This is a genomic window from Clostridium sp. DSM 17811, from assembly GCF_018861905.1.
GTDB classification, from domain to species: domain Bacteria; phylum Bacillota; class Clostridia; order Clostridiales; family Clostridiaceae; genus Clostridium_AD; species Clostridium_AD frigoriphilum.
Window position 1 is genome coordinate 115968 of record NZ_JAHLDU010000002.1, and the last position, 13767, is coordinate 129734.

Here is a 13767-nt window from a genome sequence, read left to right on the forward strand (position 1 = left end):
AAATCGTTTTTACACAGTCATTTTTATCAAACCATATTATTAATTAAAAAATTTTATAAACTTATCTGTTAGAGAGGACATATATCTATCTTTTATCCATATTGCAGCTAGTGATGTTTCTAATTTTTCATTTTTTATTTCCTTATAAATAAGATTCTCATTACATGAGAGTTCAAAGGCGGATTTTGGTACTATTCCAATCCCAAAGCCTGCATTTGCTAGCATAAGTGTTGTTCGTGCATCATCATTTTTGCAGAATACCTCTGCATTAAAGCCACTTTCCGTGCAGGTATCCATTATTAATTGTTCAAATCTTCGATAAAAAATCAGGGGCTTTCCATTTAGTTCTTTCAATGATATGTAATTCCCTTCTAAATCCGAAGAATAATTTTTTGTCATTGCCGCTATCATTGGTTCTTTTACCATATGCTTACAATTGCAGTTTAAAGCCTTAAATGGTGTTCTAACAATTCCAACTTCTATAATCCCTCTATTTAATAGTTCTAGGATCTTAAATGTGTTACCTTCCTGCACTGAAAATTTTACACCAGGATATTCTTCATGAAATTTTGACAAAGTATTTCTTATAAGTAATGCACCAGAGGATGAAACCATTCCTATAGATAAGGTTCCATTTAAACCTTTTTTTAAATCATCTATTTCATTTATTGTAGAAGCCGAAAGTTCTAAAATTTGCTGTGCTCTAGTTCTTAAAATTTCACCAGCATCCGTTAAATGGATATGTCTTGGTCCTCTTTCTACAAGTTTTACTCCAAGTTCTCTCTCTAAAAGTTTAAGTTGTTGACTTAAGGGGGGTTGAGCAATGTGAAGCCTTCTAGCTGCTGCTGTTATTTGACCTTCCTCAGCTATTGTAAGGAAATATCTAAGCTGTTTAATGTCCATAATATTTCTCCTCCGCCTCATCGTATACATAGATAGGCACTCCAGATGTAATTTAAATTACAAAACCAAACATTAATTCAGATTCATTATATATGAATATCGTATATAACATATATAAAATATATATTATTAATATGGGAATACATATACTATAATCATATTAGTATAGGACAAAACATGCAATGATTTTATTATGCTACTTCAAGATATATGGTTATTTAATGGTATAATTAAAGAAAACCCTGCTTATGGAACAATGACATAATCCATGGAAAAGTGGTTTTAGCAGCTAGTGATATCATAATTAGACGAAAAGGAGCAAAATATTCATGGGAAAATCTACAAAAACAGATAAAGTATTCTTTGATCAAATAATAGATAAAGCAGTGTCTCCAAGAAATATGGAAGGCAAAATAGAGGAAATAGAGGAACTTATAATGATTTATAGTTGTGCTATAAAAGAAGTCAGCACTAAACTTGAAATTTTAGACTATGAATTTAAAATAAAGGGGAAAAGAAATCCAATAGAATATATGAAATCTAGGGTTAAATCCCCTAAGAGTATAATGGACAAACTTACTCGTAAAAATTTAAAACCAAGTATTAAAGAGGCAAGGAAAAATTTCAATGATATAGCGGGGATAAGAGTTGTTTGTTCCTTCGTTAGTGATATATATAAGGTCGCAGATATGCTTAAAAGGCAAGAGGATATTACTTTAATTGAAGAGAAAGACTATATTGAAAATCCTAAGCCTAATGGGTATAGAAGCCTTCATATGGTTTTGGAAATTCCTATATTTTTTTCGGATCATGTAGAACCCATAAGAGTAGAAGTACAAATAAGGACAATCGCTATGGATTTTTGGGCAAGTTTAGAACATAAGTTATATTATAAAAAAGGTGAAGGTATTGCAATACATATAAAAAACGATTTAAAAGATTGTGCAGATATTATAGCAGCAACAGATATAAAAATGCAAAATATTGAAATTGAAGTAGATAGGCTAAATTAATAGGTGATACAAATTTTCAATAGATACTACTTAGTTCATCAGGGGATGCACTAAGTAGTATCTATTTTTTCGAATCTAAAAATATAGTACTTTATGGTGAATTATAGTATAATCTACTTATAAATTGTTAAGAAAATGTAAAGTTTAAGCTCGAAGATTCTGCTAAAACTTCTATTTTTATATTAATTTGTAAAATACAAAATAGGGGGGGGAGGGTATTTATTAAAACAGATCTTATTATAGCTATAGCTCATAGTGTAGAACTAGATTCATTTTTAGCAGTGAAGGAACTAATTGAAAATTGTGAACTGCAGCTTGGTAATCATCACCCTATAGCAGGAATTCTTTATGCCAGTATAGATGTTGATCATCAGTTGGTACTTGATGAGATTTATAAAAAATGGCCTAATTTACAGCTCATTGGATGTACAACAGATGGAGAGTTTTCTTCTGAATGTGAGTATGTAGAGGATTCAGTGGTTTTGACATTATTTATATCTAAAGAAATGAAAATTGTTTCTGGTTTTATCAATAATACCGTAATAGATATGAGAAAAGAATGCAGTCAAGCACTATCGGAGGCTGTGGTAAGATTAGGACAGAAACCTAATTTGTGTATATTGTTTTCTGATGTGATTAAAACCAGTGGTGAGACAGTTATGGAACAACTAACTATGGTTACTGGTGGTGAACTTCCAATTGTGGGCGGAATATCAGCAGATAGTTGGCGATTTGCTGATGTTAAACAGTTTTGTAATAAAATATCATCAGCTACAATATCTCCATTTTTACTTTTGGCTGGCGAATTTGATTTTTCTTTTGGTATGGATAGTGGATGGGAGTCAACTGGAGAGATGGGGACTATTACAAGATCAGAAGGTAATGTGATTTATGAAATCGATTGTAAGCCTGCACTTGAATTTTACAGTAATATTCTTGGTGAAAATACTAAGCCTACTCTTGAACTGCCGATTGAGGTATACGATGATCATGGTGATTTTTGTTTTATGCGCACTAGCTTCGAAAATTATGATATTAATACTGGGTCAATAACCTATCTAGGTAATGTTCCAGTTGGGTATAAAGTCTACATTACTATGGTAAATCGGGAGTCAATTTTGGCAGGTACTAAAAGTTCAATAAACCATGCATTTAGCACATTTCCATCAAATAAATCACCTGTTTTAGTATTATGTTTTTCTTGTTCAGCTCGAAGGGTTTTACTTGGAACGCGTACTATAGAGGAGTGTCAGATTGTTCGTGAAAACAGTGGAGAAAGTGTAAAATTTGTTGGATTTTATTCATATGGTGAGTTTTGTCCGAATTCAGATGAATTAATAAATAAGTTCCATAACGAAACATTTGTAACTGTATTGCTAGGTTAAAATGAATGGAATGGAGGTTAAAAATGGACAATGATAATATGGATGGTATGGTGAGGCAAATAGCGATTTTGAAAAAAAAATTGCAACGCTCTGAACATAGTCGAAGACTTATAGAGCAGGCTATGGATCATTATGATTTGGTTTATCGTTTTAGTATATACAACCTAGATGAACAGAAGAACTTGCTTGATGTTAAGAATAAAGAACTAGATTTGATAAGATTAGAATTGCTTGCAAAAAATGAGGAACTTCAAGAAGCATCAACCACTGATGGACTTACACATATATATAACCGTAGAAAAATTAATGAAATATTTAATGAAGTATACCTTAAGGCACAACGGTATGGGGTGAATTTTTCAGCGATTATAATCGATGTTGATTGGTTCAAGTTGGTAAATGACACATATGGACATCAAGCCGGGGATCAGGTTTTGTTTGAACTTGCTCAACTGATGAAGAATAGCCTTCGTAATACTGAGTACATTGGAAGATGGGGAGGAGAAGAATTTTTTATTGTTTCACCAAATACAAGTGCAAATGATGGATATATATTGGCTGAGAGGATACGATTAAAAGTATCTAACTATAACTTTGGAACACCTAAGCATCTAACTTGTAGTTTTGGGATTACTGAGTACATGAAAGATGACAGCATAGAAAAGATTATTAAAAGAGCTGATATGGCACTTTATCAGGCTAAGGAACGCCGCAATTGTGCTTGCATTTTTAAATAAGATACAGTTGCCTGAATTTCAATTATGGTATATTGGGAATAGTAATATTACTGAGTCTCTGAAAGTCTTGAAATACCAAAAGGTAATTCGGGGCTTTTTAATTATCAGCTAAATAAAAACAATGCATTTGTCGGCAATATTAATATAAACTTTATACGAAAAGAGGGATAATAAATGATTGAAAATATAATTAATTTTATGAGGAAAAGGTATATAGGAGTTGATTTGTTAAATGGAAAAGTAAGAGCTTTTGAAAAAAAAGAAAATACTTTCATAGATAAATCTATAGGACAAATACTACCAAATATATTTAATCCGATCAATAATGAAAACTATTGGTATGATATTAATGCCATGGAACAATTATTGAATTACGTCTTAATCAATGCTAAAAAATCATTATTTAGGCCAGGATTGGTTATTGCTATTCCATTTGAGCTTTCTGACATAAAGAATAAAGTATCAATTGTTGAGGAAGCTTCAAAATTTAAGTGGAGCAATATATATATTCTTAGTAATTTTATGTGCGCGGCTATTGGTTCAGGGGTTCGGATAGAAGAGTGTAGAAGGAAAATATTTATTTATTCCTTAAATGATTTAACATATTTTGGTCTGGTTTTTGCTGGAAATATTTTCAATGTGAAAATTTTAAAAAGGGGATATAATGAGTTAACGCAAGAAGATATAATAAACAACATTGGAAATCTAACAGACGATGCATCAAAAGAATTACCGGAACAATTTACAAATATAAAACTATCAAAAAAAGATTTGGAAGAAGTCACTATAGGGTGGAAATTAGAAATAGAAAGAACAATATATTTGTCTATTCCAACAAATCTAAAGAATGTATTTGGTCTTAATATAGGCAAAAATCAATTAGTATACTTGGAATATGAAAATTGTATTATAGAAGGATTAAAGAACGCTATTTCGGAGCTTAACACAATGAAAACTAGGAAAGGCTAATCTTCGAATATCTATTTTTATTTTAAATAAACACAGTATCACAAATAGGAAAAGTATATGTTATAAGTAAATTACACATATTAATACTAATTAAGAAGACTTAAAACAGTAAAGGGGATATTGATTATGCAAAGAACAAAAATGATTTTTACAATTGGTCCAACTAGCGATAGTAAAGATGTATTAACAGAATTTATGAATATAGGAATGAATGTTACAAGACTTAATTTTTCACATGGTACACATGATGACCACAAAATAAAGATGGATCTTATAAAAAGTCTTAGGGAAAAACTTAATAAACCTGTTGCTATAATGCTTGATATTAAAGGTCCTAAAATTAGAACTCATAATTTCAACGGAGATAAGGTCCTAATTGATAAAGGACAGGAGTTCACTTTTAGTTGTGGTAAAGAGATACTTGGAACTAAAGAGAGGTGTTCTGTTTCTTATGGAGAGCTTTATCATGACCTTAAGGCTAATGGTACAATTCTAGTGGATGATGGTCTTCTTGAATTTAAAATTAGTTCAATTGTAGACACTGAAATAAATTGTATAGCCGTTAATTCTGGTTATATAGGAAATCATAAGGGAATAAACGTTCCTAACGTTTCTATTGGTCTTCCTGCAGTAACTGATAAAGATAGATTAGATTTGATTTTTGGATGTGAACAAGGGGTTGATATTGTAGCCGCATCTTTCATAAGAAAAGCGGACGACGTATTAGATGTTAGAAGGATACTTAATGCAAATGGTGGCGAATACATCCAGATAATATCAAAAATTGAAACACAAGAAGGCGTAGATAATATAGATGCGATAATAGAGGCTTCTGATGGCATTATGGTTGCGAGGGGAGATATGGGTGTTGAAATACCAATTCAAAAGGTTCCTATAGTTCAAAAAATGATAATCCATAAATGCAATAAGGCAGGCAAACCTGTTATAACTGCAACCCAAATGTTAGATTCTATGATTAGAAATCCAAGACCTACTAGAGCAGAAGCTTCAGACATAGCTAATGCTATTTTTGATGGTACTGATGCAATTATGCTTAGTGGTGAAAGTGCTAATGGTGACTATCCATTAGAGGCTGCTTTGACGATGTCTAAGATTGCCATTGAAGCAGAGTTAAATATTGATTTTAAAGCAGCTTTAAATGAAAGAAAACATGAACCAGTTGGTAATATATCAAATGCTATTAGTCTTGCTACGTGTACAACAGCAGATGAATTAAATGTAGCTGCAATAATAACAGCAACTCAAAGTGGGCATACAGCTAGAATGGTATCAAAATATAGACCAAGGTGTCCAATTATTGCTGTAACACCTAGAAAAGAAGTTGCAAGAAGTTTATCCATTAATTTTGGAGTTCAATCTATAGTTTCAATAGAATTAACATCTACAGATGAATTAGTGGCAGATGCAGTGGAAAAATGCTTGAGTGCTGGATATATAAAAAAAGGTGATATTGTCATAGTTGCAGCAGGGGTACCTGTTGGTCAGTCTGGAACTACCAATACAATGAAAATACTAGAAGTTTAAAATTTAAACTAAATTAATAATGACCATTATATTTACAAAGATATTTAAGGCCTAGCGTAATTGCTAGACCTTTTTATTGTAATTTATAGGAAAACCATATACTCAGAGCTGACTATTATAGGCATAGAGTGAATATAATTTGTATTGAATTGGAAATCTCTTTGAATTATAATGTAAAGGAAATAGTTGAAATTTAATGATAGGATAGGTAATACATAAGTAATGTATGGAGAGGTGGATAATGAACAAATTAATGTTATTAGTTGTTGCTTTATTTTTTTTCTTATATGGAGGCATAAATTATTATATAGGGTTAAGGGGATGGCAAAACTTAGGAAGTCATATTTCGTTTTTAAATAATAAAGTATATTGGATAGTAATTGCACTAATAGCATCGGCGTATATCATAAGTATGATATTGTCTTCTTATATACCTTCAGTAGTTTTAAATACATTGAACATTGTGGGATCATATTGGATGGGAATAATGTTTTATCTTATTTTAGTATTGCCTACTATTGATCTGATAAGATTTTTAAATAGTAAAATTTCATTTATTCCTAGGAACATAAATGAAGCTGCTAATTTTTCATTAGTAGTATCGTTAGTGGTAGTTGTGTTTTTAACCAGTCTAATGGCATATGGTACTTGGAGCGCTCGAAGTCCAAAAGTAACCAAGTATGATTTGAATGTAAATAAAACATCCAGCGATTTAAAGACACTTAAGATTATTATGGTTTCGGATATTCATCTTGGGCTTGTAGTAGATAATAAAAGGCTTACTGTAATGGTTAATAAAATAAATGAATTGAATCCAGATATTGTTCTAATACCTGGAGATATAATTGATAGTAGTCTTGAGCCTTTTGTAAAACAAAATATGAGTAATAACTTTAAAAGACTTAAAAGTAAGTATGGAGTTTATGCTTGTCTTGGAAACCATGATGAAATGGGCAGCAGTGTAGAGGATATTGTTAAAACTTTTAAGGCTTCCGGAATAAATGTACTGAGAGATAAAGCAATCTTAATAAATAATAGTTTTTATGTTATAGGTCGCGACGATATATCCCAGGAATCGCAGACGAAAATTAAAAGAAAAGATCTATCAGACATAATAAAGGATTTAGATAAGTCGAGACCTCTTATATTAATGGATCATCAGCCAAGAGATTTTGCTGATACACAAAAGAATGGAATTGATTTACAAGTATCTGGACATACGCATCGAGGACAGTTATTTCCTGCAAATCTTATAACAAATTCAATATTTGAAATAGACTATGGTTATCTGCAAAAGAACAATTCGAATTTTATTGTATCTTCTGGCTATGGAACATGGGGACCCCCAATTAGGATAGGAAGCCGGTCTGAAATAGTTGAAATTAATATTGACTTTACAAAAGACATACATAAATGAAATGTATAGTGAGTGGGTACCTCTCTAAATTTGTATAAATCGAATCTAGGGAGGTTTTTTCATAGCTGATAGTTAACTGGCATAATTGATATAGTAGAAATTAAAAAAAACTATTAAAGATATTGACAAATATTTGACGGCATGTTAAGTTTAAGGGGATCTCTTTGCACTGCATACAAATCTACAGTACAAACTGAGCAGGCGATGAACTTGTAAAAAAGTTCGTGGGGCTGGGCCTTAATGGCAACAGGATGAAATTATATACCTGTGGGACAGTTTATGTTCTACGGGTATTTTTATACCCATTTCTAGAACAATTCTGAAGATTGCAATGTCATGGAGTTATACTAAATATGCTTTAAATAAGCAAAAACGGGGGTAATTACTTATGACAGAACAACAAATCAAAGGACTACAAGGACTTACTACTAAGGAAGCAATGAAGATTCAGGAAAAATTCGGTAAGAATGAACTTCTGGTTAAGAAAAAGGAAAGCTTTTTACACAAGATTCTGAAAGTTATTAGCGAGCCAATGTTTCTACTTCTAATTGTTGCTTCTGTAATATATTTTATTTTAGGAGAACCTAAAGACGGCTCTATAATGCTTGTTTTTGTTGTTGGAATTATTAGTATTGAGGTAATTCAAGAATGGAAAACTGACAAAACTTTAGATGCATTAAAAGATTTATCTGCTCCGCATGTCACAGTATTTCGAGATGGAATTAAAAAAGTAATCAATAGTTGTGATTTAGTACCAGGGGACATAATGTATATCGCTGAAGGTGTTAAGGTACCTGCTGACGGCATCATTTTAAGAGCAAGCACTCTTTGTATTGATGAATCCTCTCTTACGGGTGAGGCTGAGGGTGTATGGAAAATTACTACAGAAAACAGGGACAAAAATATAACTGATTATTGGCGCCAGGATTATTGCTATACAGGAACTCTTGTTACACAAGGTACGGGTACTATATTAGTAGATAAAATAGGAGCAATAACTGAATATGGGAAAATAGGACAAAATATTGCCTCAGCTCCTGATAATCCAACACCACTGGAAAAACAAACTGGTAAACTCGTAAAACGTTGTGCAGAAATTGCAGCAGTTTTATTTATATTTGTTGGGGTTATAACATACTTTAACATACCAGATCATTCCTTTGGAGCTAGGGTTATAGAAAGCATTTTATCAGGAGTAACTTTGGCTATGGCAATGATACCAGAAGAGTTTCCAGTTATTCTAACCGTTTTTTTATCAATGGGCGCTTGGAGACTTGCTAAGAAAAAATCTCTTGTTAGAAAACTACCATCAGTTGAAACTTTAGGAGCTGTTTCTGTTCTATGTGTTGACAAAACAGGCACAATAACAATGAACAAAATGACAGTTTCGAACACTTGGAGTTTAACAGGGGATGAAAAAGAGTTAACTAAGTTAATGGGCATGGGTTGTAAATCAGATGCCTATGACCCAATGGAAAAGGCAATGATATCTTATTGTGAAATGCAAGGTATCACAAGAGAAATTATTTTTGGTGGAGAATTAATTAAAGAATATGCTTTCACTGATGAAGCCAAAATGATGGGCCACGTATGGAAAAAGGATGATAATATTGTAGTTGCAGCAAAAGGATCCCCAGAGCATATTTTAACAATATGTAACTTAACAGATGAGGATAGAAGGATCGCAGAAACTAAAATAATGGAAATGTCTAAACGAGGGCTTCGTGTTATTGCTGTAGGGCAAATGATAGTTAATAGTATAAATGATGTACCAGATACTCTCATGGAATGTAGTCTACAGCTTTTAGGAATGGTTGGATTAGTTGATCCTCCAAGAGAATCTGTAAAACAAGATATAGAAACTTGCACTAAAGCCGGTGTTCGTGTTGTAATGATAACAGGAGATAATGGAATAACTGCTAGTTCCATCGCAAGGCAAATTAATATGCCAAGCAGCGACAAAATTATTACTGGTGATCAGCTTAGTAAAATGAGTGATGAAGAGCTTTGCATTCGAGTTAAGGATGTTAGTGTATTCTCAAGAGTTTTACCTGAGCATAAAATGAGAATAGTTAAGGCTTTTAAGAAAAATGGTGAAATAGTTGCAATGACTGGTGATGGTGTTAATGATGCTCCTGCCCTTAAATACGCAAATATTGGTATTGCTATGGGGAAACGTGGTTCAGAAGTTTCAAGGGAAGCTGCAGATATAATCTTACTAGATGATAATTTTTCAACTATTGTTGATACTATAAAGGATGGTAGAAGAATTTACGATAACATTAGAAAGGCAGTTGGATATGTATTTACTATTCATATTCCTATTGCATTTGCTGCATTACTTGCACCACTTATGGGGATAAATCCTGCAGGTCTTTTATTGCTTCCAATACACGTTGTTTTACTTGAACTGGTAATTGACCCTACCTGCTCAATAGTACTCGAACGTCAGCCAGCAGAAGAAGATATCATGAATAGGTCACCACGTAATCCAAAAGAAAAACTATTAACAGCAAAAATTCTTTCTAAAAGTATAATCCAGGGTTTAGTGATATTTGGAGCATCCTTTGGAACGTATTTTGAATTCTTAAACAGTTCTCCAGATAATGCACCTATTGCAAGGGCAATGGGACTCACTATAATATTGTTAGCTAACATTTTGTTGGTTCAAGTTAATAGTTCGAATTCTGAGTTTGCAATCAAATCATTTATTAAGCTCAGAAAAGATAAAGTAATGTGGGGCATTAGCTTAGGAACAATAGGGGGATTGTTAGTTATACTTTATACTCCTCTATGTGATTTTTTGAAACTTGCACCTTTATCTTTAAGTCAGTTTATGATAGCAGTTGCAATAGCTGTAGTATCAGTTATTTGGTATGAATTTGTTAAGTTAGTGAAGTGTATTAGAAAAAAAAATAGAATATATAATCATGACATTAATGGATTAAATCAATAATAACGTTAACTTAATAACACTAACTTTGATTTGTAAAATAAAAAAAATATAAAGAAAAGAGGTATAAAAATATGAGTTTTTCATCGAGGTCATCAAGATCATCAAGGGGCAATCATTATAGAAATGGGAATAATGGAAGTAACCATTACAAAAAGAAAGGTATTTTCGGAAAGTTATTTGAAGGAATTGGATCAAGAAGTAGCTCTAATCGTAATTATAATAATAACAATAATTATGAAAACCAAAACCAATATAGCAATAACAATGATTTACCTTTGCATACTAACCAAACACCAAATCAAAATGCTATAAATTGCAGTAAATGTAACTCTCCGATACCTGCTGGTTCAAAATTTTGTCTCCAATGTGGAGAAAAGGTTATGGAAGTATTGTTTTGTAAAAATTGTGGTGAGAAATTACCTCCAAATGCTAAATTTTGTCTTAAATGTGGCAAAGCAATAAACTCGTAAACCATGTGGTTATGCTGTGCACAAAAATATTCTGGAAAACGGTTTGGTAAATACGTCATTGAAAGACCTATTGGTGAAGGGCGTTATGGATTATGTTTTCTTGCAAATTCAGATACAGGGGAAAAGGTTGTTATAAAGAAGTTCAAGCATAATATATTTAAAAAAAGCTCAGGAAAAAGCGAACATGAGGCAGTCATATTATCAAAACTTGATGATAATAGAATCCCAAAGTTTTTAGGAGTTATAAATGAAAAAAGGTTTTATGGGTTTGTGCTGGAATTTAAATATGGATACACTGCAAAAAACCTTCTTTTTAAAAATAATTATAAGTTTACAAGACAAGAATTTTTTAATATAGGTATGAAGTTGATTAAAATTATAAAATATATTCATGAAAATGGTGTTGTTCATAGGGATATTAGAATACCAAATATTTTGATAGATAAAGATGAAGTATATCTTATTGATTTTGGACTGGCAAGATGGGCAGATAACAATAAATATCCCTATGATTTAGATTTTTCTTATTTCGGAGATTTTTTATTATATTTGCTTTACTCTTCATTTGAAGGAAAAGAAAATCATAAAAAGTTACCTTGGTATAAGGAATTAAAATTGACAAGCACTCAAAACATATTTTTAAAAAAGTTGTTAGGTCTTGAATTAGCATATGACAATATTGATGATATTGAAAAAGATTTTATAAATGTGTTTAGGAGTTACTAATTGTTTCTATGGAATGCTAGTATCTATAGAATAGGCACTTTATCAGGCAAAAATCAAGGGCAAAATAGAGTTGTAGGGTATGATATAGTTTAACTCAAAAGTATAGATGACACTTTAAAAAGTATCATCTATACTTTTTCTTATATATTTTAAAATAAGAGCATCTAGCTGAGTACTAATTTGGATAATTTCTGTTTTCAAATAATCATCAGGATTTCTTTGGATCAGTGCATTTAATATATCACGAAGTTCTTCCATTTTCATTTCAATATTTTCCTGGAAATTTATTTTAGCACCCATAAAAAATTCCTCCCTAACAGTTTAGTTTAACTTAGTATAGTTTTTACAATTCTCCCCAAAGAGGCCGTTTCAAGGTTTCAAAAAATAACTCTTAGACAGCCTTTTCTTGATGAGGGACAGGATGTAGATAATATATATATTTATGTAAAGATTAAGTTACAAATAGTATAAAAACTCTCTATTGATAATTATATAAATTAAACCTTATAAAATACTGAGAAAATACTGAGAGATTGCTGAGGAAAAAGTTAACATTTTATGTAGAACTTGTGGGCTAGTGAAGTCGAGAACCTAGACACAATAAAATTTCTGATACTAAACTAAAACTTTAACTATTCAGTTATATAATAGTATAAAGAAGTATTAAGTTATGTACCTTCTTTATTTATGAACTTATCTTAGAAGTTAAAAAGTTAAAAAATTCTATTAATAATATAGAAGAGAAATTGGAGGAAATAGAAAAGAGATTATATGTTAAGAAAGGTAACAATGCTATTACAGTTAGTTGCAACGGTGGTTATACAGGTGAACAGATTACAGCAACTAGCGATTCAAATAGGTACAATGAATGGGAAAAAGTAAAGGGTCATCAAAACCATCTCGCGAAATTATAATAAATGGAGAAAAGCTTGAATCTGTTTTTGAGGTTAGTGCGGCATTTCAATTGACAAAACCAGATCTAAATACAAAAATTGAAATACTTAAAAGTAGGGTAAGCAAGGAGGAGCTTTTATTCATAGCTGATGATACTATAAATATTATAGCTAGAAATCTTCAAGGGCTTTTAAAGAAAATTTAGCCGTATTTTATGTGAATCCAGCATACACTAGCAAAATGGGTAAAATAAAGTATATGAAAGCTAAAGGAATATCTATTCATGTATCCGCGGAGTGAAGAGGCGTTTACAAAAGCAAAAGAGGATGACAAACCTATATTGGTAAGTATCGGTTATTCTTGTTGTCATTGGTGTTATGTTATGGAAAAGGAATCCTTTGAAAATGAAGAAGTAGCAGCAATACTAAATAGATATTTTATAGCAATAAAGGTTGATAGAGAAGAATGTCCAGATGTAGACAGTATTTATATGTCTGTATGTCAGTCTCTTACCGGTAGTGGTGGGTGGCCCTTAACAATTTTTATGACCTCAGATAAAAAACCATTTTATGCAGGTACCTATTTTTCAAGGGAAAGCATGCGTGGAATGCCCGGTATAAAAGATTTGTTAATTTCTATTGCAGAGCAGTGGAATGAAAATAAAGAGAATATTATAGAATCTAGTCAACTGCCAACTACCCTAAAGGAATAGTGGCTTGTAGGAAACTATAAGTTGGTTGAATAGCCTAAGT

Annotated in this window: 13 protein-coding genes, 1 pseudogene and 1 riboswitch; of the genes and pseudogenes, 12 read left to right on the forward strand and 2 right to left on the reverse strand. The window is 31.6% G+C overall.

Annotated elements, in window-relative coordinates; genetic code table 11:
- Positions 1-39: 39 nt before the first annotated feature.
- Positions 40-903, reverse strand: a complete 864-nt coding sequence (locus KPL44_RS03145; protein WP_216247321.1) for a LysR family transcriptional regulator — start codon at positions 901-903, stop codon at positions 40-42.
- Between the two features lie 329 nt (positions 904-1232).
- Between KPL44_RS03145 and KPL44_RS03150 the strand changes: the two genes are divergently transcribed.
- From KPL44_RS03150 to KPL44_RS03190, 9 genes are all read left to right on the forward strand, one after another.
- Entirely contained in the window at positions 1233-1916 is a 684-nt protein-coding gene (locus KPL44_RS03150; RefSeq protein WP_216247323.1) for a GTP pyrophosphokinase, read from the forward strand.
- Between the two features lie 281 nt (positions 1917-2197).
- Positions 2198-3301 (forward strand): FIST signal transduction protein, encoded by a 1104-nt coding sequence (locus KPL44_RS03155; protein WP_216247325.1) that lies wholly within the window; start codon positions 2198-2200, stop codon positions 3299-3301.
- A gap of 23 nt (positions 3302-3324) precedes the next feature.
- Positions 3325-4038, forward strand: a complete 714-nt coding sequence (locus tag KPL44_RS03160) for a GGDEF domain-containing protein (protein WP_216247327.1) — start codon at positions 3325-3327, stop codon at positions 4036-4038.
- Positions 4039-4212: 174 nt separating this feature from the next.
- On the forward strand, positions 4213-5007 hold the full coding sequence (locus KPL44_RS03165; protein ID WP_216247328.1) for a rod shape-determining protein: 795 nt from the start codon (positions 4213-4215) through the stop codon (positions 5005-5007).
- Between the two features lie 126 nt (positions 5008-5133).
- Positions 5134-6552 carry a pyruvate kinase gene (gene pyk, locus KPL44_RS03170; RefSeq protein WP_216247329.1) on the forward strand — a complete coding sequence of 473 codons (1419 nt, stop codon included), beginning with the start codon at positions 5134-5136 and terminating at the stop codon, positions 6550-6552.
- A 241-nt stretch (positions 6553-6793) separates the two neighbouring features.
- The gene (locus KPL44_RS03175; protein WP_216247330.1) at positions 6794-7969 is read left to right on the forward strand and encodes a metallophosphoesterase; all 1176 of its coding nucleotides are present in this window, start codon (positions 6794-6796) and stop codon (positions 7967-7969) included.
- A 183-nt stretch (positions 7970-8152) separates the two neighbouring features.
- A riboswitch (NiCo riboswitch) is annotated at positions 8153-8247 on the forward strand.
- A 110-nt stretch (positions 8248-8357) separates the two neighbouring features.
- The gene (locus KPL44_RS03180) at positions 8358-10925 is read left to right on the forward strand and encodes a cation-translocating P-type ATPase (RefSeq protein WP_216247331.1); all 2568 of its coding nucleotides are present in this window, start codon (positions 8358-8360) and stop codon (positions 10923-10925) included.
- Positions 10926-10996: 71 nt separating this feature from the next.
- Entirely contained in the window at positions 10997-11395 is a 399-nt protein-coding gene (locus KPL44_RS03185; RefSeq protein WP_216247332.1) for a zinc ribbon domain-containing protein, read from the forward strand.
- A 3-nt stretch (positions 11396-11398) separates the two neighbouring features.
- Positions 11399-12121 (forward strand): protein kinase family protein, encoded by a 723-nt coding sequence (locus KPL44_RS03190; RefSeq protein ID WP_216247333.1) that lies wholly within the window; start codon positions 11399-11401, stop codon positions 12119-12121.
- 114 nt (positions 12122-12235) lie between these two features.
- Here the strand turns inward: KPL44_RS03190 and KPL44_RS03195 are convergent, their stop codons facing one another.
- Positions 12236-12421 carry a Spo0E family sporulation regulatory protein-aspartic acid phosphatase gene (locus KPL44_RS03195; protein ID WP_216247335.1) on the reverse strand — a complete coding sequence of 62 codons (186 nt, stop codon included), beginning with the start codon at positions 12419-12421 and terminating at the stop codon, positions 12236-12238.
- Positions 12422-12867: 446 nt separating this feature from the next.
- Here KPL44_RS03195 and KPL44_RS03200 point away from each other — a divergent pair, with 446 nt between their 5' ends.
- From KPL44_RS03200 to KPL44_RS03210, 3 genes and pseudogenes are all read left to right on the forward strand, one after another.
- Positions 12868-13035, forward strand: coding sequence for a hypothetical protein (locus KPL44_RS03200; RefSeq protein WP_216247337.1), 168 nt, complete (start codon positions 12868-12870; stop codon positions 13033-13035).
- The gene (locus KPL44_RS03205; RefSeq protein ID WP_216247339.1) at positions 12990-13220 is read left to right on the forward strand and encodes a DnaA ATPase domain-containing protein; all 231 of its coding nucleotides are present in this window, start codon (positions 12990-12992) and stop codon (positions 13218-13220) included. The genes KPL44_RS03200 and KPL44_RS03205 overlap by 46 nt, the downstream gene beginning before the upstream one ends.
- Before the next feature lie 81 nt (positions 13221-13301).
- Positions 13302-13700: pseudogene (locus KPL44_RS03210) on the forward strand (thioredoxin domain-containing protein); the annotation flags it as partial.
- Positions 13701-13767 lie beyond the last annotated feature (67 nt).

Bases quoted from the DNA above. Each gene is read 5' to 3' on its own strand.
- KPL44_RS03145 (WP_216247321.1), bottom strand. From the start codon at position 903: ATGGACATTAAACAGCTTAGATATTTCCTTACAATAGCTGAGGAAGGT.
- KPL44_RS03150 (WP_216247323.1), top strand. From the start codon at position 1,233: ATGGGAAAATCTACAAAAACAGATAAAGTATTCTTTGATCAAATAATA.
- KPL44_RS03160 (WP_216247327.1), top strand. From the start codon at position 3,325: ATGGACAATGATAATATGGATGGTATGGTGAGGCAAATAGCGATTTTG.
- KPL44_RS03165 (WP_216247328.1), top strand. From the start codon at position 4,213: ATGATTGAAAATATAATTAATTTTATGAGGAAAAGGTATATAGGAGTT.
- pyk (WP_216247329.1), top strand. From the start codon at position 5,134: ATGCAAAGAACAAAAATGATTTTTACAATTGGTCCAACTAGCGATAGT.
- KPL44_RS03175 (WP_216247330.1), top strand. From the start codon at position 6,794: ATGAACAAATTAATGTTATTAGTTGTTGCTTTATTTTTTTTCTTATAT.
- KPL44_RS03180 (WP_216247331.1), top strand. From the start codon at position 8,358: ATGACAGAACAACAAATCAAAGGACTACAAGGACTTACTACTAAGGAA.
- KPL44_RS03185 (WP_216247332.1), top strand. From the start codon at position 10,997: ATGAGTTTTTCATCGAGGTCATCAAGATCATCAAGGGGCAATCATTAT.
- KPL44_RS03190 (WP_216247333.1), top strand. From the start codon at position 11,399: ATGTGGTTATGCTGTGCACAAAAATATTCTGGAAAACGGTTTGGTAAA.
- KPL44_RS03195 (WP_216247335.1), bottom strand. From the start codon at position 12,421: ATGGGTGCTAAAATAAATTTCCAGGAAAATATTGAAATGAAAATGGAA.
- KPL44_RS03205 (WP_216247339.1), top strand. From the start codon at position 12,990: ATGGGAAAAAGTAAAGGGTCATCAAAACCATCTCGCGAAATTATAATA.